22 protein-coding genes are annotated in these 21,184 nt (G+C 36.7%); 4 read left to right on the top strand and 18 right to left on the bottom strand.

Translation table 11 applies throughout. From position 1 onward, the window contains the following. Window positions 1–13: 13 nt before the first annotated feature. From H9I37_RS05930 to H9I37_RS05900, 7 genes are all read right to left on the bottom strand, one after another. Window positions 14–589, bottom strand: a complete 576-nt coding sequence (locus tag H9I37_RS05930) for a helix-turn-helix domain-containing protein (protein ID WP_187381536.1) — start codon at window positions 587–589, stop codon at window positions 14–16. Between the two features lie 310 nt (window positions 590–899). After that, window positions 900–1,451: a 2-oxoacid:ferredoxin oxidoreductase subunit gamma family protein gene (locus H9I37_RS05925; RefSeq protein WP_187381535.1), complete on the bottom strand. Its 552-nt coding sequence runs from the start codon at window positions 1,449–1,451 to the stop codon at window positions 900–902. Beyond that, window positions 1,448–2,236, bottom strand: coding sequence for a thiamine pyrophosphate-dependent enzyme (locus H9I37_RS05920; protein ID WP_187381534.1), 789 nt, complete (start codon window positions 2,234–2,236; stop codon window positions 1,448–1,450). The genes H9I37_RS05925 and H9I37_RS05920 overlap by 4 nt, the downstream gene beginning before the upstream one ends. After that, window positions 2,229–3,293 (bottom strand): 3-methyl-2-oxobutanoate dehydrogenase subunit VorB, encoded by a 1,065-nt coding sequence (locus H9I37_RS05915; RefSeq protein ID WP_187381533.1) that lies wholly within the window; start codon window positions 3,291–3,293, stop codon window positions 2,229–2,231. Before H9I37_RS05915 ends, H9I37_RS05920 begins: the two co-directional genes overlap by 8 nt. Before the next feature lie 69 nt (window positions 3,294–3,362). Then, window positions 3,363–3,578, bottom strand: coding sequence for a 4Fe-4S binding protein (locus H9I37_RS05910; RefSeq protein ID WP_187381532.1), 216 nt, complete (start codon window positions 3,576–3,578; stop codon window positions 3,363–3,365). Window positions 3,579–3,735: 157 nt separating this feature from the next. After that, the gene (locus H9I37_RS05905) at window positions 3,736–4,443 is read right to left on the bottom strand and encodes a hypothetical protein (RefSeq protein ID WP_187381531.1); all 708 of its coding nucleotides are present in this window, start codon (window positions 4,441–4,443) and stop codon (window positions 3,736–3,738) included. Between the two features lie 62 nt (window positions 4,444–4,505). Next, window positions 4,506–5,144, bottom strand: coding sequence for a lactate utilization protein (locus tag H9I37_RS05900; protein WP_187381530.1), 639 nt, complete (start codon window positions 5,142–5,144; stop codon window positions 4,506–4,508). 193 nt (window positions 5,145–5,337) lie between these two features. Here H9I37_RS05900 and H9I37_RS05895 point away from each other — a divergent pair, with 193 nt between their 5' ends. Then, on the top strand, window positions 5,338–6,690 hold the full coding sequence (locus tag H9I37_RS05895; protein WP_187381529.1) for a diaminobutyrate--2-oxoglutarate transaminase family protein: 1,353 nt from the start codon (window positions 5,338–5,340) through the stop codon (window positions 6,688–6,690). A 5-nt stretch (window positions 6,691–6,695) separates the two neighbouring features. After that, window positions 6,696–8,144, top strand: coding sequence for a pyridoxal phosphate-dependent decarboxylase family protein (locus H9I37_RS05890; protein ID WP_187381528.1), 1,449 nt, complete (start codon window positions 6,696–6,698; stop codon window positions 8,142–8,144). An 85-nt stretch (window positions 8,145–8,229) separates the two neighbouring features. Here the strand turns inward: H9I37_RS05890 and H9I37_RS05885 are convergent, their stop codons facing one another. The 9 genes from H9I37_RS05885 to H9I37_RS05845 all read right to left on the bottom strand — a co-directional run bounded on the left by H9I37_RS05885 (window position 8,230) and on the right by H9I37_RS05845 (window position 16,904). Continuing rightward, window positions 8,230–10,227: an alpha-amylase/4-alpha-glucanotransferase domain-containing protein gene (locus H9I37_RS05885; RefSeq protein WP_187381527.1), complete on the bottom strand. Its 1,998-nt coding sequence runs from the start codon at window positions 10,225–10,227 to the stop codon at window positions 8,230–8,232. Between the two features lie 107 nt (window positions 10,228–10,334). After that, window positions 10,335–10,940 carry a 4Fe-4S dicluster domain-containing protein gene (locus tag H9I37_RS05880; RefSeq protein ID WP_187381526.1) on the bottom strand — a complete coding sequence of 202 codons (606 nt, stop codon included), beginning with the start codon at window positions 10,938–10,940 and terminating at the stop codon, window positions 10,335–10,337. Next, on the bottom strand, window positions 10,937–11,500 hold the full coding sequence (locus tag H9I37_RS05875; protein ID WP_187381525.1) for a hypothetical protein: 564 nt from the start codon (window positions 11,498–11,500) through the stop codon (window positions 10,937–10,939). Before H9I37_RS05875 ends, H9I37_RS05880 begins: the two co-directional genes overlap by 4 nt. After that, window positions 11,497–12,117 (bottom strand): hypothetical protein, encoded by a 621-nt coding sequence (locus H9I37_RS05870; RefSeq protein ID WP_187381524.1) that lies wholly within the window; start codon window positions 12,115–12,117, stop codon window positions 11,497–11,499. Before H9I37_RS05870 ends, H9I37_RS05875 begins: the two co-directional genes overlap by 4 nt. A 7-nt stretch (window positions 12,118–12,124) precedes the next feature. Continuing rightward, window positions 12,125–12,583, bottom strand: a complete 459-nt coding sequence (locus H9I37_RS05865; protein ID WP_187381523.1) for a hypothetical protein — start codon at window positions 12,581–12,583, stop codon at window positions 12,125–12,127. Further along, a complete protein-coding gene (locus H9I37_RS05860) occupies window positions 12,583–13,668 on the bottom strand; it encodes an RnfABCDGE type electron transport complex subunit D (RefSeq protein WP_187381522.1) in 1,086 nt (361 codons plus the stop codon). The genes H9I37_RS05865 and H9I37_RS05860 overlap by 1 nt, the downstream gene beginning before the upstream one ends. Window positions 13,669–13,689: 21 nt before the next feature. After that, window positions 13,690–14,991, bottom strand: a complete 1,302-nt coding sequence (locus tag H9I37_RS05855; protein WP_187381521.1) for a DUF2118 domain-containing protein — start codon at window positions 14,989–14,991, stop codon at window positions 13,690–13,692. Beyond that, complete coding sequence (locus tag H9I37_RS05850) at window positions 14,988–16,379, bottom strand: hypothetical protein (protein WP_187381520.1); 1,392 nt, start codon at window positions 16,377–16,379, stop codon at window positions 14,988–14,990. The genes H9I37_RS05855 and H9I37_RS05850 overlap by 4 nt, the downstream gene beginning before the upstream one ends. A gap of 39 nt (window positions 16,380–16,418) precedes the next feature. Continuing rightward, complete coding sequence (locus H9I37_RS05845) at window positions 16,419–16,904, bottom strand: divergent PAP2 family protein (protein ID WP_187381519.1); 486 nt, start codon at window positions 16,902–16,904, stop codon at window positions 16,419–16,421. Window positions 16,905–16,990: 86 nt separating this feature from the next. On the opposite strand from H9I37_RS05845, the gene H9I37_RS05840 reads away from it, so the two are divergent. Beyond that, window positions 16,991–18,079 carry an RluA family pseudouridine synthase gene (locus tag H9I37_RS05840; protein WP_187381518.1) on the top strand — a complete coding sequence of 363 codons (1,089 nt, stop codon included), beginning with the start codon at window positions 16,991–16,993 and terminating at the stop codon, window positions 18,077–18,079. Window positions 18,080–18,088: 9 nt separating this feature from the next. Continuing rightward, on the top strand, window positions 18,089–18,976 hold the full coding sequence (locus H9I37_RS05835; protein ID WP_187381517.1) for a hypothetical protein: 888 nt from the start codon (window positions 18,089–18,091) through the stop codon (window positions 18,974–18,976). A gap of 4 nt (window positions 18,977–18,980) precedes the next feature. On the opposite strand, the gene pcnB is transcribed toward H9I37_RS05835, so the two are convergent. Together pcnB and H9I37_RS05825 are read right to left on the bottom strand one after the other, a co-directional pair. Continuing rightward, window positions 18,981–20,051 (bottom strand): polynucleotide adenylyltransferase PcnB, encoded by a 1,071-nt coding sequence (gene pcnB, locus H9I37_RS05830; protein ID WP_187381516.1) that lies wholly within the window; start codon window positions 20,049–20,051, stop codon window positions 18,981–18,983. 50 nt (window positions 20,052–20,101) lie between these two features. Further along, window positions 20,102–21,070: an alpha/beta fold hydrolase gene (locus H9I37_RS05825; protein WP_222864184.1), complete on the bottom strand. Its 969-nt coding sequence runs from the start codon at window positions 21,068–21,070 to the stop codon at window positions 20,102–20,104. Between the last annotated feature and the right edge of the window lie 114 nt (window positions 21,071–21,184).

The raw sequence follows: 21,184 nt of genomic DNA, 5'->3' as shown, positions 1-21,184 counted from the left end.
TTACGTATTTTCATCAAACAGGCGTATATACAACGGCGAGAATTTTAGCATTGCAGTTGCCATGGCTGTGAACATGATGAGCTACAATCGATTCGTAATATATTGAGTCGCCCTGTTTTAATTCATATTTATCTTTTCCGTATAGAATTTCTACTTCGCCTTCAAGGACATAAATAAACTCTTCGCCTTCGTGTGTTGAAAGTTTAATATCTTCCTCTGATGAAGGGAAAATATCTATTATAAAAGGATCCATGTGACGACCGGCTTTATTTTGCGCAAGCGTATAAAAATCAAGGTCAGAGTTAACGGCATTTCCGCGGTCACTGAATCGTGTAACTTCTTTTTTATCTTTAGAATGTGCGACAACAGGTCCAAGGTTTTCATCATCATCCATGAAAGTTCCGAGCCGAACACCGAGAACTCGGGCGATTTTTATCAAAGGAGTTAGATTCGGCACGAGCGCTCCGCTTTCAATGCTTAAAATTTGTTCAACGCTTAAATTCGTGCGCTCCGATACATCTTCAACACTGAGTTTTCTGTTTTCCCGCACTAATTTTACTTTAGCACCGATTTTATTTTTTTCACTCATCCTAAAACCTCCCATAAAAACTTTTGCAGGAAATAGCAATTTCCGAAAAAGTTTTTAGCCGTGCGCAAGAGCGCACACGTTCAATAGTCGAGTTTGCAAAATAAAGCGTATCGTATTCATTTGATTTTTATCGAAACGACACGTATACACGTCTTCTGCAAACATCCAGGCAAACTCGAAATAAAAAGTATCGGCGATATTTCAGACGACACTTTTTATCACACCTCCTTTTTTGTTATTGCGCAGATTGCTTGATTGCTGATTATAGATTCCTGACTTTATTTGAAAGTATCAGCTTTTATCCGCACTGCTAATTTATCTTGTAATCTTTATTGTACGCAGTTTCAATTGTCTTGATGTTTATTGGATTAAATTTTTTATTTCTTGCAGAAATAGCTTCATCCAATGCGTACTCAAACGGCTTAACTCCACTTATCATTCCTTTACAGACTTTTGCAAGGCAGCCAAGTGCGACCATGTTTGAACCTCGAGGATTGTCTGTCTCTGCTGCAATTTCGTTTGCAGGGAGTGCAATAGTTTTTATATCGGTGCGGACAGGCTTTATGTCGATCAAAGACGAATTGTATATCAAAAGTCCGCCTGGTTTCAGCCATTTTTCAAACTTTGTCATCGAAGGTTTGTTCAAAGCTACAACTACATCAGGCTTTTCAATTACAGGGGAAGCTACTTCATCATCACTTACGATAACAGAGCAGTTAGCAGTTCCGCCGCGCATTTCGGCACCGTAAGATGGGATGTGAGAAACATATTTATCTTCATTCATTCCTGCGAGAGCAAGAATTTTACCGGCAAGAATAACACCTTGCCCGCCGAATCCGGCAAAAATTATTTCTGTTGTCATTTTTTTACAACTCCTGATTTTGGTGCTGCGAATTCAGGCACAACCCCTGATGGAACGTCGCGGAACACCCCAAGAGGATAATAAGGTTCCATCTGCTCTTTTACCCAGTCTGCTGCAACTGTCGGAGAAACGCCCCAATTTGTAGGACACATGGAAAGCACTTCAACAAAACTGTAGCCTTTTTTATCTTTTTGATATGTAAGAGCTTTTTTTATTGCGGCTTTAGTCTGATTGATGTGCTTTACATCGTAAACTGCACACCTTTCTATATATTTTGGTTCAACAAGTGTATTCAAAAGTTCACATGCTCTTATCGGATATCCGACTTCATCAGAATTGCGTCCGAATGGAGTTGTTTTTGTCACTTGACCGACTAACGACGTTGGAGCCATCTGCCCGCCTGTCATACCATAAATTGCATTGTTGATAAAAATCACTGTGATATTTTCTCCGCGGTTTGCAGCGTGAATTGTCTCCCCTGTTCCAATAGCAAGAAGGTCTCCATCCCCCTGGTAGCTTATCACAAGTTTGTCAGGGTGAACGCGTTTCATGCCTGTCGCAACAGCAGGCGCTCTACCGTGAGCGGCTTCGCAAGCGTCTACGTCTATATAATTGTAAGCGTAAACCGCACATCCGACAGGAGCGACTAAAAGGACATCATGTTGGATACACATCTCGTCAATCACCTGACAAATTAGTTTATGTACAATTCCATGACCGCAACCGCCACAGTAATGAGTTGGGACATCTATCATTGATTTTGGAAATTCATATTTTTTAGACATAGCTCTTTATCCTCTCTATAATTACATCAACAGACGGTATAACTCCGCCCGGCTCTCCATAGAAATCAACATCGCCTGGCTTATGACCACAATAAAGTTTTACATCTTGAACCATCTGCCCCATAGACATTTCAACAGTTAATATTTTTTTTGAATTTGCACAAGCCGCTTCAATTTCTTTTTGAGGGAACGGCCACAGTGTTATTGGACGAAAAAGACCTACTTTTATCCCTTGCTCGCGAAGCAACTTCACCGCTTTTTTACATACGCGAGCACAAGTTCCATATCCGGTGAGGACAAAATCAGCATCGTCACACATAAATGTTTCAGATAAAGTTTCATTGTCCTGAATATTCTGATAGTTTTCAAAAAGCGCTTTTGTATGTTTGTTCAATTCACCGTCGATTCCCGAAAGTTTCAGCGACATGATTTTATTTTGCTTGCGTTCGGGAGTCTTCCCTGTCAACGCCCATGGCTTTTCGGGAAAATCTTTTACAAACTCCGGAAGGATACACTGTTCAGACATCTGCCCAAGGTAACCGTCCCCTAAAATCATACAAAGAACACGATATTTATCTGCAATTTCAAACGATTTTACAGTCAAGTCTGCCATTTCCTGAACGGTTCCCGGAGCAATTACAACTACATGATAATCTCCGTTTCCACCGCCGCGTGTCGCCTGAAAATAGTCTCCCTGAGCGCCGGCGATATTGCCAAGTCCGGGTCCACCTCTCATCATGTTTACGACAACTGCCGGCAGCTGCGCACCGGAAATATAAGAGATTCCTTCCTGTTTTAAAGAAATTCCGGGAGAAGATGATGAAGTCATAGTTCTTGCACCGGCGGCAGAAGCTCCCATCACCATGTTGATTGCGGCGAGCTCTGATTCTGCCTGAAGAAATGTACCACCGACTTCAGGAAGTCTTTTTGCCATATATGCAGGAATCTCATTTTGCGGTGTGATTGGATAAGCAAAGTAATAACGACAACCGGCTCTGACAGCAGCTTCTCCAATCGCTTCGTTTCCTTTCATTAAAACTTTATTTGTATTTGTCATTGAAAACCTCTTATTAATTAATGTGTAAAATCAAGAACAAACTGTTTATTCGGTTTGTTTTGACTGATTTCAATCATTAAGCTCTATTTCGATCACCGTATCAGGACACATTGTTGCACAAAATGAACATGCGATACATAAATCTTCATTTATGCACACTGGGTATGAAACTCCCTGCCCGTTTGTCTGCTCTGACATTTCCAAAATTTTTTTTGGACATACGCGAATACACAATCCGCAGCCCTTACAACGTTCAACATTGATTAAAGGTCTTCCTTTAGCCAAAATATGACCTCCTGACAATTTAGTCACAACAACAATGGTACGCTGTTTTGTACCAGTTGATGTCAATATAATAAATCAAAAAAAAAAAATAGACAATACAGTTTCACTAAATAAATGCAATATTATTAAAGTTTAAAAATTAAAGTTTTTGATATAATCAAAGTCCGTACCATTGAGATGCTGTCTGGTCTGCTGTTTGGAGTAAAATTACAAGCGGATTCATCAAAAAATTTGAATAATTGTATGATTCGCTCTCCGATAAGTCAGAAAATCCCATGTGGCGGCTGACAGCTTCAATCACCATTCTGTTGTGAATTATCGAAGGCATAATCTCAAGCATCATCAAAACAGATTCATTTCCGTGCCCAAGATTACGGTTGTCGCTCTTAGTTTTGTAAAACGGCTGTTTTACCCAATTGCCGGTGATATCTTTAGTATTGCGATATTCAATGCTGTAAAATCCAGTTTTGCAAAAGTCGTGGCAAAGAGCCGATATAAAAATATCTTTAGCGGTGATTGTGTATTTTTCACCTTCAGGAGATGCAAAGAAATTTTCTAGCATCGGTTTTGCAAACACAAGAGACTGTTTTATTACCATCAGCGTATGAATGCTTAATCCTCCTTTAAAATTTCCATGAAACTTAGTTGAAGCGGGAGCAGTCCAAAAATCTGTCTTATCTAGCCAATCTTTTAAGTTTGCAGCTTCAGATAAATCTTTTACAATATAGTCAATCATCTGTGTATAGCAGAGCTTTACTGCGTCAACAATAAAAACGCCGTCCCGCTGAATCGGTGTGTATTCATTAAAAATATCGAGAAGTTCGTAAACTTCTGTGAACAAAGTGTTTTTTTCCAAATCAGTCATATAGAATCCTTTTTACAAAGTATTGTAGATCTTCACGCCTTTTACGTCTTGTTGAAACTCAATCAGATTCCAAGTTCATCGTTTACAAGAACGATTTTTATTTTGCCTGCAGGGAAGCAAAAACGAGTTGCGACCATTTGGGCACAACAACACTGCGGACTTAAGCAATCAGCACATTCTCCTGTTTTTGAGCACGGCGTTGAATCGCAAAATCTCTGCGCATTTATTGGAGATGTATAATGTCTAACTTTAGAATAAGCGGCTTCCATATCAGGAACAATTTTATTCATACCGGCTATTATGATCACGCTTTTAGGACCAAAACAAAGGGCGGCAACTCTGTTTCCGACGCGGTCGATATTGAACAATTCTCCTTTTTCTGTGATCGCATTGCTGCTCATAAGAAATGTATCGCAGTTCAGAGAGTTGCGCATCTTCTCTAATTTCTCTTCAAGACTTTTTGCACTGTCGCGGTCGATAACTGAGTATCCATTGTCTTTTAGAAGTTTTTTTATTCCAAGCTGTTCGACAGTCGTCGTGCCTCCCCAAGAAACAACATCATTTTGAGGAATGAGCTCCAAAACTTTTTCTGCGACATTTTTTTTGTTTGCAACATAATACGCATCAAACTGACGTCTCTTCAATGCTTCGACAACTTTTGGACCAAGTAAATTGTTTCTTTTGATGAGCGGTTCAATCATAACAATACCCCTTTTAGAATAAAATAGATTCACGTGGAATAATAACTTCTGACTAGTTAATAATAATTAAAAAAAGCGTTTTTATCTATAATGATATAGATATATCTATTGTTAAGAATAACTTTTTGATGTAGAGTAATAGCCTATAATATTTTTATACACAGCGAAATGCTGTTTGTAATGGAGAACGTTTATGTCAGAAAAAGACACAAATCAGTATTACATTACCAGACAGGATTCCACAGAATCTAATGCCCGTAGCTATCCGCGAAAATTCCCATTCGCGCTTGCGAAAGCCAAAGGCTCATGGGTTGAGGACGTAGAGGGAAACAAATATCTGGATTTTTTGTGTGGAGCCGGATCTTTAGCACTGGGCCACAATTATGACGAAATAAATCGGGCAATGATAGAACTTATAAGTTCAGATGCCCCGTTGCACACTCTTGATTTAACAACACCTGTAAAAGACGAATTTGTACAGACTCTTTTCAGTTTACTCCCACCAGAATTAGGAAATAATGCCAAAATTCAATTTTGCTCACCTAGCGGCACTGACGCAACTGATGCAGCGATCAAACTCTGTAAAACGGCAACCGGTCGTTCGAGTGTAATTTCTTTTGCCGGCGGTTATCACGGAATGGGACAAGGTCCACTCGCATGCATGGGAAATTTACATGCAAAGACACATGTAAACGGACTTATGCCTGATGTACACTCATTCCCTTATCCTTATATGTACAGAGATCCATTTGGACTTGGCGGCGATACATGTACAAAAGCTGCATGTAATTTTTTTGAACGCACATTAAAAGATCCCGAAAGTGGAATCACTCACCCAGCGTGCATCGTACTTGAAACTATTCAAGGGGAAGGCGGCGTTATCCCTGCCCCAATCGAATTTTTAAAAACTGTGAGACGAGTGACAAAAGAACTTGACATTCCTCTCATCCTTGATGAAATTCAGTGCGGCATGGGCAGAAGCGGAAAGATGTTCGCATTTGAATATGCTGATATTGTTCCTGATGTCGTTTTGATTTCTAAAGCTGTCGGCGGTTCTCAGCCACTTGCAGTTGTTGTTTACAACAAAGAACTCGACAAATGGACTTCCGGTGCACATGCAGGCACATTTCGCGGAAATCAGCTTGCGATGAAAGCTGGCACAGTTGTTTTAAATACAGTATCAAAACCTGAATTTCTTGATGACGTTATCAGAAAAGGTGAAATGATTCAAAATAGAATCAGAGAGTTACAGAAAAAAGTTCGGATCATAGGTGATATACGTGGCAAAGGCCTTATGATTGGAACAGAATTTGTAGATCCGAATGCGACTCCGGACTGCATAGGCTCACTTCCGCCAAGCGGAGAAATCGCAGGCAAAGTGCAGAAAATGTGTTTTGAAAATGGACTTATAATTGAGAAAGGCGGACGAAACGGTTGTGTTATGCGTTGCCTTTGTGCATTGAATATCACAGATGAAGATTTGAAAAAAGCATTTGCAATATTTGAAAAAGCCGTCATTTCTGTCGATGAAGAATACAGAAAATAAGTGATATGACATCTTTTTTGACAAACATACAATCTGATAAAGACGAATATAAAAAAATCATCGGAGAAGTCACATCATCAATTGCAGATACATTTGCTGATGAGCGTGCATACGCAGGTCCAACACCGGAAGAACTCAAAAAGATTATTCACCAAGACTCTATTTTGCCGGAAAAAGGGATTGGCTGGGAAAAGACACTCGAATTGACAAAAGAAAAAATTCTTCCAAATCTTTTGCGTACATCTTCAACAGATTATATGGCGCACCTTCACGGACCATCGCTTGTAGAGACAATTGCCGCAGAATCTATCATCTCAACATTCAATCAGTCAATGGACAGCTGGGATCAATCTCCTGTTGCAACAGAAATAGAGGTTGAAGTAATAGAACATCTGTGCCGTTTGTTCAGATATGATGAAAAAGCAGATGGAGTTTTTACAAGCGGTGGAAGCCAGTCTAACCAGACCGCAATCATCATAGCGCGTGACATGTTCTGCAATGACATTCTAAAATACGATGTAAAAAAAATTGGAATAAATGAGAAATGCCTAAAGCTCAGAATGTACACGAGCGAGATTTCTCATTTCTCTATGGAAAAGTCTGCTCACATACTTGGGCTCGGCTATCAGGCTGTTGTAAAAGTACCAGTTGATTCGAATAAGAGAATGGATATAGATGCACTAAAATCCCTTATAGAAAAAGATAAAAAAATGGGAAACATTCCTTTTTTAGTAGTTGGAACAGTCGGGACAACAGATTTTGGAAGCATAGATTCTCTGAAAAAAATATCTGAAATCGCTTGCAAAAACAATATGTGGTTTCACGCAGATGCAGCTTACGGGTCAGGGGTGATAATGTCTGACAAATACGCTGCCAGAATTTCTGGGATAGAGATGTGTGATTCAATCACACTCGATTTCCACAAAATGTTTGTGATGCCAATTTCATGCAGCGCAATCTTACTCAAAAACGGTAAAAACTTTAGTGCACTCACAATTCACGCAGATTATTTAAACCGTAAAGAAGATGAAGAAGACGGCTACACAAACCTTGTAGATAAATCGATTCAGACAACAAGGCGTTTTGATGCACTGAAAGTTTGGATGAGCTTTCAAATGCGTGGAAAAGACGGCTGGGCAAAATTGATAAACACAAGCATGGAAAATGCTCAATATTTTTACAAAATGTTAAAATCAGACAGCGACTTTGAAGTGCTCACTGAACCGGAGATAAGTTCCGTAGTATTCAGGTATTCAAATTGCAAAGACGATAAAACAGCAGACAGAGTAAACAAACGCGTTCGCCGCAGCTTGATTCACGACAATGGAATTGTAATAGGACAAACTGTCAGCGACGAAAAAACTTATCTAAAATTTACGCTTTTAAATCCGCTTATCACGCAAAAAAAATTGGATCAATTGAAAGATTTAATAAAAAAACTAGCTGTTTTGTAATATTTTGTAATCTATTGAAAAGTTGTTTGCACAGACGCTCTTGTCGCATTATACAAAGCCTTATTTAAAACGCTCTGCCGGCATTCTACTTTGAAGATTTTTTCACAGGCACAATTGTAAAATTGATATATTTTTCCGTTTCCATTCCCGGCTCGATATTTAAATCCCAGAACAAAGTCGAAACAAAAGACATGCTGACAGGCTCAATAATTTTATAATCAAAACTTGGACGGTGGAAAGTGATTGGACTGAAAAAGTATCCGCATTTTTCGTTCGGCTCAAACACAAAAGAGATTCCATTTGCGGTATCGGTTAAACGCGCAATTTGAACATCATTTAATTTTCCTTTTGAATTAAGCTGATAAGTGTTTTCAGAAGTATCTAGGTTTACAATCGCTTCATTGTCTACAACTTCATCACTGAAATAGACAACATCAAGGGGATTAAAAGATGGATTTACGATGCTCGACTCTACTGCAAATTTTGCACATAGTTTTTTGTCGCTTTCATTTTTGATGATATACTGAACAGTCATTCCTACAGCGGTAATCTCATATTTTTTTCTCAAATATACAGCTTGATTCGTAGGCTTCCAGACAGCGTGAGCCGCAAGCTGGATTTCGTGATGTATTTGCGAAAATTTCACTTCTGAATATTGAATTCTGGAAAAAACGCCATCTCCAGAACGTTCATTTTTTATATAAAGATTGAACTGTTCTTTTGTAAACAGATGGTCTACAAACAGTCCTCTGTCATAATCATCACAGCAGCCGTCAAAATCTTTATCACGGCGTAAATTGTTGAGATAGTTTCCAGTATTTTTTATCAAATCAAGTTCTCGCACGGCACCGCTTATCAATGAAATATATGAAAAATAATGTTCCATTCGGCAGATATATTCATCAAGCCCATCGTTATCATAATCAAAACGAGTTACACACTGCTTGAATTTACCATCTTTACGAAGAATTTTTTCAGCTTCCATCAAATTTTTATAAGTTTTTTGTCTGTGCAAAGAATTTTCATAAGGTGTATTCGTCGTAAAAAGAATAGCTGTTCCAGCCTGTGCTTCCCAAAGTTTTTCTCTGGCAGCCTTTTTCCGCATCTTGTCATTTTTATATTGATTTACAAGCATGCTTATGTACATTATTCTGTTGTATAAATACTGGCTGTTCGGATAAGTGTGCATGTAATCATAAATTGTAAAAGGTGAACGGCTTTTGCTCTCATTATTTTTCTTGTTTACAGCAGCCGAAACGCTTTCGCTGATTCCAACCGGAATATACGCCGGGATTTTTGTTTTTGCAATCTTTGATTTATATTCAAAATTTGATGTAAGTTTTATATTTGAATTGCCATCATTTATAAGAGCGAAAAATTTTTCAAACCATTTGCTTTGCGTAAGCTCAACAATATCTTCCTGTGTAAGATTCAAGTTTATGATTCTTTCTGGACAGAGTTGAATATGGTTATCATTCTTTTCAATTTTCTTTACAGCTTTTACAATATTTTGTATGAATGTTTCGGGAGAAATATCTTTATTCGGCGCCAAGTCTTTATGATAAAGATAAATATCTACTGATTTTCCGAGATCTGACATTATTATCGGCAAAAATTTTCGTTTATTTTCCTGCAAAAGTACGCTGTCCAAAATTGCGTATTCAATACCGCATGTGTGGATATTGTTTACAAGTGCAGAATCCCAGCAATCTTCAAAAAAAACAATCCCACGCGGACGTTTTCCAAATGTCTGTCTTATTTCTGCTGAAAGCAAATCGATCTGCCCGTTTCTATCTACAGGATAAAGCAAAGGCAATAAAGGTTCATAATAACCGCCACCAAATATTTCAACTTGATTCCTTTCAACAAGCTCTCGAAGAATTGCGATAAACTCATTCTTTCGCTTTTTAAAAAATTGGATCTGCCTACCACTAAAAGCAAAAGAAAATCTAAACGATGGATGTGAATACAAAAACTGGATTAATGGTTTAAAAACGGTCTGAAAGTTATTTTCAAATACATCATTTGAATCTGAACAAGATGAAAATGGCTTTAAATTAAAACTTACGTATATTGAATCCATTATTCGCAATACGGCTCTCCCACACCCAACAGCCTTTTATCTCTCCTTAGTACATGCTTTTCCCCAAAAACATTTAGCTTTTTATATAATATTTCAAATAAAGAATTTTAACATCTAGTTCTGTTGATAATTCTATAACAATATGCCCATATTTTAAAGTCTTTTTTTGGCTTCCATTCGGCTTTTTCTTCTTTTTTATATGCAGAACAAGAAGTCTGCTCTCCTGTAACGTTGCCGCATTTTACAATTGTCGCCGTATCGCTTGAAATAAGCTCTATAATATTCTGAGGGCAAACATCAACGCATTTTCCGCAGCCACTGCAATTGGCAGTAATCACAGCAGTTGTGTTTTCGATCACAATCGCAGACTGTTCGCACACTTTTGCGCAGTCTCCCAACCCGATACATGCGAATTTGCAGTCCAAACCGGAACAAAAAAGCGATTTAATCATCTTGCATGAATATTCCTTATTGTAATCAGGTCGGGCTAAAGCAAATTCTTTTTTACATGAACACATCACGACAGCTTTTTTGTCGGTAGAATTTGTTGCTGTTTTTTCGGGAATAACTGTGTTTTTTGCTTTTAGAGAGATAAAGATATCATCATTTTCATTGTTTTTTCTTATAGATGGGACAAAAAAATACAATGTAAAAAAAGTGATAAAGATAAGTGCTATAATAAACAAAATCAAAAGAATTATTGATAAAATCATTTTATTGCTCCAAGATTAAACCAAACTACATCCCACACAGTCATACTTATTAAAATTATGGCAATAAAGATGAAGAAAAAACTATAATAATTTTCATCGAGGCTCCGCCCATCACTGGAAACTCTTTTCTTAAAAGTGATACAAATTGGAATGAGCAACACCAAAGTAAAAATACAGCTAAAAAAAATCACGATTGTATCAAGCAGCGACGTACTTTCTGAAACTGAAAGAAGTGTTATCAAAAATGAAACTGCAAATTCAGAGCCTGAAGTATTCTTCTTGAGACTAATAATTGCTCCAGCGAGTGAATTTATGCATGCAAACACTATAAAAGTCACGATCGGATAAAGTTCTATAAGGTTGACCGGAACTAGAATATAATGTGTCATAAGCCATGACGCAATTGAAGACAAAGCGATTACAACAACGCTTTTTACATAAAAGGAAAAATCCTCAAATTTTGTGATTCCGATGTCGACGGTTTTATTTATTCCAATGCCGTAAATCAAAACTGCAGATGCAAAGACTGTGTAATACAAAAATGAATCGAGATAAATCATTCAGCCTCTCCAGAATTTTTTATAATCCTCATTTTGTTTCTGAAAAAGACATCAAGATAAAACAAAACACCAATCAGACACAAAACTCCGGGAACTGTTCCGAAGAAAGAAAAAAGTCCTATTTTATCGGAATTGAACAGAACTTTTTCAAATATCTGATGTTTACTTCCGTAAAAAGTAAATGTTCCATAACAAACGATGTCTCGAAATAAAAATAAAATAAGCCCAAAAAATGAAAAAAACAGAGAATTATGTAAAGATTTTTTTATTCTCAAACCAAAATCGGTTTCTGACGATTTTAAAATATTGTCTATCAGGAGCAATGAAACCGGCGGGAAATAGAACAAAAAGCCGAGTGTCAAAGCAACCTCAGAATAAGCGATTGCAAAAATCTGCCTATAGATGACTGTAAAAAAAATCAAAAAAGTCATGACGATATAAGTTCTTATCTCTGTAAACTTGAATTTTTTGACAAGAAAATCTACGAGGATACCACCCAAAAGCAGGATGTTTAATTCCAAAAGCAATGTAATTCCGTAGACTAATCTTCCGGGAGTCGGCACAAAAAGAGCAAGATACGCTGTTATATATAAACTTAATTTTTTCTGTTCCATCATATATCCTTTACTTTATGATTTCTGGAATTTTATTTTTCCAGTAATCGATTCTTTTGTTTGAGTTGTCGATTTTAATCTGCTCGGAAATAACTCCGTGAAGTGACGGATATCCCACAAACTCAACGTTATTGTTTTTATCAACAATAAAAACTCCGGCCATAGGTCCATAAAAAGTCTGTACTCTCAGTATGACGGCTTTATACATTTCTCCGTCTTTATTGTTGCGAGCGTCAAAAGCTGCCGCATTCATCACAAATGGATTTTTTATATGCAATTGAGATGATAAAACCCACGAATTTGAATCTTTTTCATTTAAAAATCGCTCTATCGTATAGCAAAGATTTTTGCTCCAGCTTTTTCTTGAGACAACTATGGAATAAATCATTAAAAAAAACAAAACCAAAAGAACACTCATAAATGTCCCATATTTTATAAAAAAATTTTTATAAGAAATCTGCTGCTTCATCACCTCTGCCCTCCTTTTGTGATCGAAATCTTCGAGATAAGTTTGGCAGTTGCGTTTTCATTTTTTCTCTCTTCGATTACGCGCAACATCATACAGCAGATATTCGTTATAAGAACAGTATAAGCCATTCCGATAGGAGACGTACCGCAACCCATTATTATAAATGCCAAAATGCCAGAAATAAGACCCAGCAAGACTTTTCCGCCAAAAGTTATCAAGCTTGTCCCATACCACTGAATAAGGAACGTTACGCAAAACAGAGTTCCACCTGTCATAAGCGAAAGAATCATATCTCCCTGATTTATTATTCCGCCAAAGAAAAAAGAGCCGAAAAGTTTTACAAGCAGCAAATATGTGATTAAAAAAAGTGTGGGGATTACACCGGAGAAAGCATTATCGGAAAAAATTATGATAGAAGAGATTATTGTCAAAAGGTTGAAGCGGAATGCTGGGATTGCAGAGCCTGTATCACAGATTAAAGAGACAAAACCTTCAGGAATTGAAACACTGAACAAGCTGAATATTTTTTCATTGATAAAGTTTGTGACAGGAGTATCGAATGAATAGATTTTGAAATTTCCATTTTGGATTAAATAAGCAGATATATTTTTAAAATTTAAAATATCAGAAGAAACATCAAAATTCGGAAAATATCTAAAACCTATGAGCCATGCGATGATAACGGCAATCGCAGGTACATTGAGCCAAGTATTTACGCTCTTAAACACGATGCATCTTGAAACAAATAAAGTCAAAAAGGAAATAAAAAAAACAGTTACAACAGGATAATTTTCTGGCAACAAAAGTCCGATAAACAGCCCTTGAATCAAAATATTCATAACATTGTAAAGTTCTTTTTTTTCTAAAAAATAATTTATGACAGAAGTCACAGCAGCCCCCAAAAAAGCCGCCAAAACTACAAAAACAGCATTAAAACTTTTTGTAAAAAAAAGCATAGCGACTTGAAGAACTAGCAAAACTAAAAATCGAATAGACACAGATGAAATCGACGGGATTGTATAAACAAAAGGTTTAATCGAAATTATTGAGTTTTTTAATTTTTTATCATTCAAATTATTTTTCATTTTTATTTCCGATATATTATTTTAGTTTTCAATTGTCTTTTTAAGCACAGAGATAGTCTGAGAAAGCGGAAGACGAGCAGGACAAACAGTATTGCATAAGCCACATTCAAGACAAGCTAATGAAGATTTAGCAAAGTTTTCAGGCAAATGTTTGAACTTTGAAATGTTGTTGTAGAGTATATCCGGCGAAAGCTTTACAGGGCATGCAACCCTACAGTTGCCACAGTTTACGCATGTGTAAATCTGTTCATCCAGCTTCTTTTGTTTTGAAATAAACTCGACAGACTTCACGTATAAAGTGACGGGAACTTCAAGGGTTTGAACGCAAACTCCGCACATCCTGCCGTTTATTATGACCATTTCGGGCGTTTTTACAAAGTATCCAAGCTGACTGACAATATCTTTCAATAAAGCACCATTTTTTACGTCAAGCATACACGATAAGTTCAGGCAGTCACCGGAAAAATGAACAAGGCTGTTTATGGAAGGCACAGATAAACATGCCGACTTGTAAACTTTGTAAATTGTAGTTGAATCTACAAATAAATCATTTTTGCTGATTTCAAAACCACAAGTCTTTTTTAGACCACTTTTTTTAAATGCAGAAATGATCTCTCTAGGGATTCCATAAGGGTAATTTTTTAAATTCATTTGGAGAACTGCGACGTTTTTATCAAGTTCAGGGTTTTTGTCTGAAAAATATGATTTGTCTTCCATTTTCTGGTCGACGCAAAACACAATTCCACTAAAACCAATGGCATCGGAGAGGATTTTTGCACCTTTTATAACCTGTTCAAAATATAACCTTGAAATCAATGAATCAGTGATTCTGTATGGGTCTTCATCAAAAAGCCGTACGATAATATTTGTTTTCGGTTTTACTTTTTTCAGCTGAATCCCGAAATTCTGAGGCTTTGAAGAATAAAAAGTGTTTATAACACCGTCTTCTATAAGTTTTTTTGACAACAACTCGTTTGTATAATGTGTATTTTTTTCTTTCGGGATTTTTCCGATGTATGAAAAACTACCACCGGTTTTTATCTTTACTGCAAAAGTCTGACGTCCGTTTGGAGAAAAACAAGGTTCAATTGCGACGACAGTTCCGGGAACAGAAGAGCGAATAAATGTCTTCTCACCGTCATATTCAGATGATACTGCAATTTTCTGCCCTTCTTCCACTTTATCTCCAACATTTACGATGCTTTTATAGCTTATTCCATCTTCCATCATCAAAGGAATCTCAACGATACGTGGCAAAAATGCATTTTGAGAAAACCGATAATTTTTAATTATTGACGAAGCAACCGTGTTAGATAAAGTCATTTATTGATCCTTTTCTTGGATATAATAGTGTAAATGTATATAAAAAGTAATATAAAAAGACAAATAAACATCATAATAATTCCAAATAAATTGACATGGTTTTGGTTTGATGAGATGTATCCTGCATTGAATCCCGAGCCTTCGGATTTTATTACTTTTTCAATCGAATTAAAAGGGAGCAAATCTATCTGATTGAAAACTTCCTCTTTAAAATTTTTATTGTATTCAAAAATGTCTGACGATTCTGAAATCCGGTCATTTTCTTTTTTGTATCTTGGAAATTCAGCCAGGCTTTCGATTTTATTTGAACTGTTCAGCGACCTATAAGGATATGTTTTGACGTTCCACATCCACTTATAATACTCTTCAAGCTGCGGAAGATTTTGTGAACGAACAGAAGAATCGCCTGGTAACTGAATCTTTGAGAAATGAGAATCAAAAGATGATGAAGTCGATAAAGCATATAAAGCTATAAAAATCACAGATGCGGCGGTTGCAGCGTATAGCGATGTCCTTGACCTGCCCGAAAAAAGTGGAACAAGTTTAGCCGGACGAATAAAAACCGGAACAAAAGAATTTACACTTTTTGCTTGAAAATATTCTTGAACAAAATTGAATATATATAAAGCTGCAAAAACCCCTGCTGCCATTATGACAAACATCACACCTGAGAGCACAGAACATGAAATTGAACTTAAAAATGCTGTGCACGCCATTGCAGGAATACAATAGTTTCCAAGAAGATATTCGACAGCGCCTTTTCGTTTCCAAACATTTGAAATATAAAAAAGGCATAGCACAATAAGACAATAAGCGAGTGCACACGGATAAAAAGGATTCGCATAAATGTAGGAGACTGGAATCACAAGAGAAAAAAGAAAAACTGCTTTATTTTTTGAAAAAAACGCAACTACTAAAGCCAGCAAAATCGCAACTAAAGGCAAAATCCACGGATATGAAGATTCTGAATCGACTCCGCACTGAATGCCAATATTATCTAGGAACTTAATGCAGTTTTGTAATTTTGCCTTCTGCGATGATGGAATATAATAAAGTCTGAAATTCTGCGATTTATCAAAAAAGAATGAGTTTCTCCTGAGATAATATGAATATTCAGGTTTATCAAAATTGATGCGGAACATTGAAACTTCAAGAGAATTTTCAGAAAAAGTAACAGGAAGATATTGTCCTGAAAGAGAAACAACATCTTCAATTCCATTTTGTGTAAAAGCATTTTGAATTGAAGAATCATCGCTTGAAGATGAAACATACATCACAATGTAGTTTTTCCACAATTTACCTGACGGAACTGCTCTAAAAACTAAAATAAAACTCAGCGAAATGAGAAACACAATTGGTGAGATAATTCCGAAGCAATTTTTTTTCATTTTTATTTGATTTTCATTTTATTTTTACAATTTTTTTATTTATTTTAATAGCGAGAATGCAAGACCGATAAAAAATCCAAGAAAACATCCGCAAAGCACTTCCATCGGTGTATGACCATCGACTTCTTTTAGAGGTTTAAAAATATCTAGGATTGATTTTGTACTCAGTTCATTACCGATTTCATTTAGCTTATGTGCTTGCATTCCGCTTGAACGGCGAACACCGAATGCATCTCGAATAACAACAAGAAAAAAAACAAGTGCAAAACAAAAAATATCCGAGTTTATTCCATTTCTAAATCCAATAGTTGTACAAAGTGAAGTCACAAGAGAAGAATGACTTGAAGGCATGCCGCCTGTGCGCCAAACCATGACTTCAAGTAGTTCCCCAAGTGAATGGATTTTCCCATATATCAATTTGATAGCTGCTTTTAAAAACTGTGCACCAAACCAGCTAAATAGACAGGAAAGAAAAACCGGATTTCTTAAAAACAAAATAAATTGCTCTCTAAATGTAAGTGGCATAAATATCTCTAAAATTAGATTCTTAGTTTACCATTAGAACGTCATTTTTACTAGTAGGATTTTTATTTTTCACTTATATTAATATTATGGACTTCAAGCATTTTGCTGTGGGAGAAGATGACGACGGACGCAGGCTCGACAAAATATTAAAACGATTTTTAGATAATGTGCCGCTTTCACAATTGTATAAACTGATCAGGAAATCTTTGATAAAAGTAAATGATAAAAAAAGCAGACCGGATTACAGAGTTATCTCCGGCGATGATATTTCGATAGCGTCTTTTTTATTTTTATCTGAGCATGAAAAGACATCTGATGGAAAAACACCTGCCTTGAACAAAAATCTGCAAAATCATCACAAATGTGAAAAATATTATAATTTTCAGGTGTCTTCACAAAATGACAAAATCACAGTTCAAACAGATATTTCAAAACTTATCGTTTTCGAAAACGAACATATCTTAATTTTAAATAAACCGTACGATGTGATTATTCATGGAGAAAAATATTCCCTTGATAAAGCAGTCGTAGAATATTGGAAAAATAATATAAAAGACAATTCAGACAACTCTCTTTCTTTTACACCTGGCCCGCTTCACAGAATAGACAGAAAGACTACAGGGCTCATCGTTTTTTCAACAAGCCTTGCAGGAGCGAGATGGTTTTCAGAAAATATAAAAAATCACACAATCGGGAAAAAATATCACGCGCTTGTTCAAGGAAAAGTTTTTGAAAATCAAGAATGGTGTGATTTTATTTCAAAAAACGAAGAATCGAAAACAAAAATATCAGGTTTTCATAAAGTTCAAGCAAGTTTTTCAGACGGCAAGGAAGAAGGTATTAAATCGGAAAATGCGAAAAAAGCACAGACATTTATAAAACCTGTTTGCATCGGCAGCTTTGAAAAAACTTTTGTAACGCTTGCAGAGATAACAATTGGAACCGGCAGAAAACATCAGATTCGTTCCCAGTGCTCGTTGCACAATCATCCACTCCTTGGAGACACTGCGTACGGCGGAAAAAAAATAAAAGCAAAGCAGGATTTTTATCTTCAAGCTACAGAGTTAACTTTTCCTGAAAACAAGCTCGGGATTCCGTCACAGATAAGAATATCTATTTCAAACGATTTTACCGATATTTTATCTTATTGTGGGATTAAAAAAACTAATGTATAATTTTTAGAAATGAAGCAAAATTTTTCAGATATATTTTATTTTTTTAAGAATATCCAAGTTTATGCACTTGTCGGAGAAAGCGGCACCGGTAAATCTTTTCGCTCAAAACAATTAGCCGAAAAATACGGAATTCACGCGATAATTGATGACGGACTTTTGATACAAGATGATAAGATTGTCGCAGGGCGTTCGGCAAAACGGGAAAAAACATATATGGGCGCTGTCAGAGTTGCCCTTTTTGACGACAAGGAACACCGCGACTCAGTTGCAAAAGTGCTTCGAAAAACTCATATAAAAAAAATCATGCTGATCGGAACTTCGGAAAAAATGGTGATGAAGATTGCGATGAGGCTTCAGCTTCCGCAGCCGCAAAAAATCATAAAGATCGAAGACATCGCAACTAAAGAAGAAATTGAAAAAGCAATAAAATCTCGCCAGGTTGAAGGAAAACACGTGATTCCTGTCCCTTCGATCGAAGTGAAAAAAAATTATCCTCAGATTTTTTCGACTTCAATGCGAGACTTTTTCTCAAAAAGTAAACTCTTTAATAAAAACAAAAACATAAATGGCAAAATGATAGAAAAATCTATCGTGCAGCCTGAATTTTCTAAAAAAGGCAGAATAAAAATCTCGGAAGCAGCATTGACACAGATGGTTATGCACTGCGTTGCAGAATGTGACCCGGACGTAAAAGTAAAGAAAATTTCGATTAAAACAGACCAGCGCGGTTACAGGCTTTTGGTGACAATCGATGTTCCGTTTGGCACGCAGCTGACGGGAAAAATTCACAGACTCCAGCAATATATAATCGACAAAATAGAATCTTTCACAGGAATCTTAATAGAAGAAGTCAGCATAATAATCGATAAAATTTCAAAGCCCGACTCAAAAAACTAAATTTTTATTTTTTGCTGTGTGATTTTACACCGCACTGCCCGATTGCGGCTTTCACCGAAAATTCCAATTCTCGTCTGACAGGATTCATCGGCAACACAAAGTTTCTGCATTCAGCCCACGTTCTCGCATAAAGCTCTGAGTACGCAGTCTTTCCTTTGACTTCTTTATCCCAATCTGTAAGTGTTTTGACAAAATCTTTAATTATAAACAAAAGTTTTTTTCCGAGTCGAGCATCAGGGTCGATTTTATTCAATTCGCCGAGCTGCCTTATGCTTTCCATATATTTTCGTTCAAAATCTTTACTGTCATATATAAGACATGCTGCAGACGGCTGCAAATAAATGTATAAATCGGTATCGAGAGCTTCCTGAACTATTTCATATATACATGAACTGTTCAGAATCTTGAGCAATTCTTCTGTAATCCGAGACGGAGAAACTTGACCTAGCAGATTTGCAGAATTTCTGATTTTATGGCGAAGCTGATGAGACATTTTTGCGTGTGTTGTCGCCGAATATTTGATTGCGCGAAGCATTCGCACAGGGTCTTCAACGAAAATGCGGTCAATCGCTATCACAGGGCGAAGAATATGTTTTTTTATATCCCGCATACCGCCAACATAATCGATCACCTGCTGCTGAACAGGATCATAATAAAGCGCATTCATCGTAAAATCACGGCGTTGAACATCTTCTTCAATCGTTCCGAACACGTTTCCTACAGAACCTTCAGCATTCGAGCGGAATGTGCTGACTTCAAAAATCTTTGAACCGAATACAACGTGGACAAGGCGAAATCTTCTTCCGATTATGCGAGAATTTCTAAATATCTTTTTAATCTTAGACGGTGTGGCATCAGTGACAATATCAAAATCTTTTGGTTTGTTTCCGACTATTAAATCTCTGACAGCACCACCAACGATATAAGCTGCGTAACCGGCATCTCTAAGTCTGTTGATTATTTGGAGTGCATCAGGATCTATGTTTTTGATTGATATCGAATGTTCATTCTGAGTATAAACTACGGCTTTTTTAATCAGCCTGCCATGACTATCAGTACCATATCTGAATAACACTATTTTGAATAATATTCTAAATCTCGAGTTTAAGTCAAGTTACATCGAAATTAAATTGAAATTAAATGAATCCATGAAATTATATCTTTTTCTACGATTTCTTTGTTTTTTTCGTTCAACGATTCGTGACGGTTTCCCTGATATTCTATGATATCAACTTTTTTTATTCCATTTGCTTTATATATGTTGTACAAAGCTTTTACAGTTTTACCGTAATCTCCGACTGGATCATCGCTTCCATAAAACAACAACAGCGGAAGTTCCACAGGGATTTTTTTTATGTTAGAGATTTTATGAATCTGTTTTAAACCGCTCAGCATATCGCAGTAAAATGAGTTTTTAAGGTCTATTCCGCACCACTTGTCCATCATGTACATGCTGACATTAGTTTCATCTTTTGATAACCAGTCATATTTTGTTCTGGGGTTTTCTATGCGTGCGTTATAATTTCCAAATGCAATTTTATCTAAAATCGGAGAAACAGTGTTTTTCCCATTAAAAAAAGTTATAAGCTTTGCAACAAATAACCCGGCTGCAACAAGAGCACGACGAGGACCTGCTGTTCCTGATAGAATACATCCGTCAATTTCCCTGCCATATCTTTCTATAAATCCTTGAGATACAAAAGAGCCGAATGAATGCCCCAAGAGAATTATTTTTTTCCCGCTGTATTCTTTTTTTACATCTGCGATGACTTCTTCGAGGTCGTCTACAACTCTATCAAAGCCGTTTTTATCGGAGAGTTTACCGAAAAGACCTGTTTTATTTTTTTCAGCATTTTCGGCAGTGCGTCCATGCCCCCTCATGTCGTATGCGTTCAATACCCAGCCGTTTTCAGCAAGGATTGAGCCGAGCCTATCATATCTCAAAGAATGCTCTGCAAGCCCATGATGAAGCTGAACAACACCTTTTACATTGTCAATTTTTTCGCCATTTTCGCCAACTTTCTCGTCTGGATACCATCTGCTTATAGCGATTTCCATACCATCACTGATTTTCAGAAATTTTTGTTTATACATTTTAAGCTCCCATAAAAACTTTTGCAGGAAATAGCAATTTCCGAAAAAGTTTTTAGCCGTGCGCAAGAGCGCACACGTTCAATAATCGAGTTTGCAAAATAAAGCGAATCGTAT

This window comes from Treponema sp. Marseille-Q3903, from assembly GCF_014334335.1.
Taxonomy (GTDB): domain Bacteria; phylum Spirochaetota; class Spirochaetia; order Treponematales; family Treponemataceae; genus Treponema_D.
This window is presented reverse-complemented; position numbering and strand designations above follow the sequence as displayed.

What these genes read in the sequence shown, in the direction of transcription:
- H9I37_RS05930 (WP_187381536.1), bottom strand. Translation starts at nt 589, where the DNA reads ATGAGTGAAAAAAATAAAATCGGTGCTAAAGTAAAATTAGTGCGGGAA.
- H9I37_RS05925 (WP_187381535.1), bottom strand. Translation starts at nt 1,451, where the DNA reads ATGACAACAGAAATAATTTTTGCCGGATTCGGCGGGCAAGGTGTTATT.
- H9I37_RS05920 (WP_187381534.1), bottom strand. Translation starts at nt 2,236, where the DNA reads ATGTCTAAAAAATATGAATTTCCAAAATCAATGATAGATGTCCCAACT.
- H9I37_RS05915 (WP_187381533.1), bottom strand. Translation starts at nt 3,293, where the DNA reads ATGACAAATACAAATAAAGTTTTAATGAAAGGAAACGAAGCGATTGGA.
- H9I37_RS05905 (WP_187381531.1), bottom strand. Translation starts at nt 4,443, where the DNA reads ATGACTGATTTGGAAAAAAACACTTTGTTCACAGAAGTTTACGAACTT.
- H9I37_RS05900 (WP_187381530.1), bottom strand. Translation starts at nt 5,144, where the DNA reads ATGATTGAACCGCTCATCAAAAGAAACAATTTACTTGGTCCAAAAGTT.
- H9I37_RS05895 (WP_187381529.1), top strand. Translation starts at nt 5,338, where the DNA reads ATGTCAGAAAAAGACACAAATCAGTATTACATTACCAGACAGGATTCC.
- H9I37_RS05890 (WP_187381528.1), top strand. Translation starts at nt 6,696, where the DNA reads ATGACATCTTTTTTGACAAACATACAATCTGATAAAGACGAATATAAA.
- H9I37_RS05885 (WP_187381527.1), bottom strand. Translation starts at nt 10,227, where the DNA reads ATGGATTCAATATACGTAAGTTTTAATTTAAAGCCATTTTCATCTTGT.
- H9I37_RS05880 (WP_187381526.1), bottom strand. Translation starts at nt 10,940, where the DNA reads ATGATTTTATCAATAATTCTTTTGATTTTGTTTATTATAGCACTTATC.
- H9I37_RS05875 (WP_187381525.1), bottom strand. Translation starts at nt 11,500, where the DNA reads ATGATTTATCTCGATTCATTTTTGTATTACACAGTCTTTGCATCTGCA.
- H9I37_RS05870 (WP_187381524.1), bottom strand. Translation starts at nt 12,117, where the DNA reads ATGATGGAACAGAAAAAATTAAGTTTATATATAACAGCGTATCTTGCT.
- H9I37_RS05865 (WP_187381523.1), bottom strand. Translation starts at nt 12,583, where the DNA reads ATGAAGCAGCAGATTTCTTATAAAAATTTTTTTATAAAATATGGGACA.
- H9I37_RS05860 (WP_187381522.1), bottom strand. Translation starts at nt 13,668, where the DNA reads ATGAAAAATAATTTGAATGATAAAAAATTAAAAAACTCAATAATTTCG.
- H9I37_RS05855 (WP_187381521.1), bottom strand. Translation starts at nt 14,991, where the DNA reads ATGACTTTATCTAACACGGTTGCTTCGTCAATAATTAAAAATTATCGG.
- H9I37_RS05850 (WP_187381520.1), bottom strand. Translation starts at nt 16,379, where the DNA reads ATGAAAAAAAATTGCTTCGGAATTATCTCACCAATTGTGTTTCTCATT.
- H9I37_RS05845 (WP_187381519.1), bottom strand. Translation starts at nt 16,904, where the DNA reads ATGCCACTTACATTTAGAGAGCAATTTATTTTGTTTTTAAGAAATCCG.
- H9I37_RS05840 (WP_187381518.1), top strand. Translation starts at nt 16,991, where the DNA reads ATGGACTTCAAGCATTTTGCTGTGGGAGAAGATGACGACGGACGCAGG.
- H9I37_RS05835 (WP_187381517.1), top strand. Translation starts at nt 18,089, where the DNA reads ATGAAGCAAAATTTTTCAGATATATTTTATTTTTTTAAGAATATCCAA.
- H9I37_RS05825 (WP_222864184.1), bottom strand. Translation starts at nt 21,070, where the DNA reads ATGTATAAACAAAAATTTCTGAAAATCAGTGATGGTATGGAAATCGCT.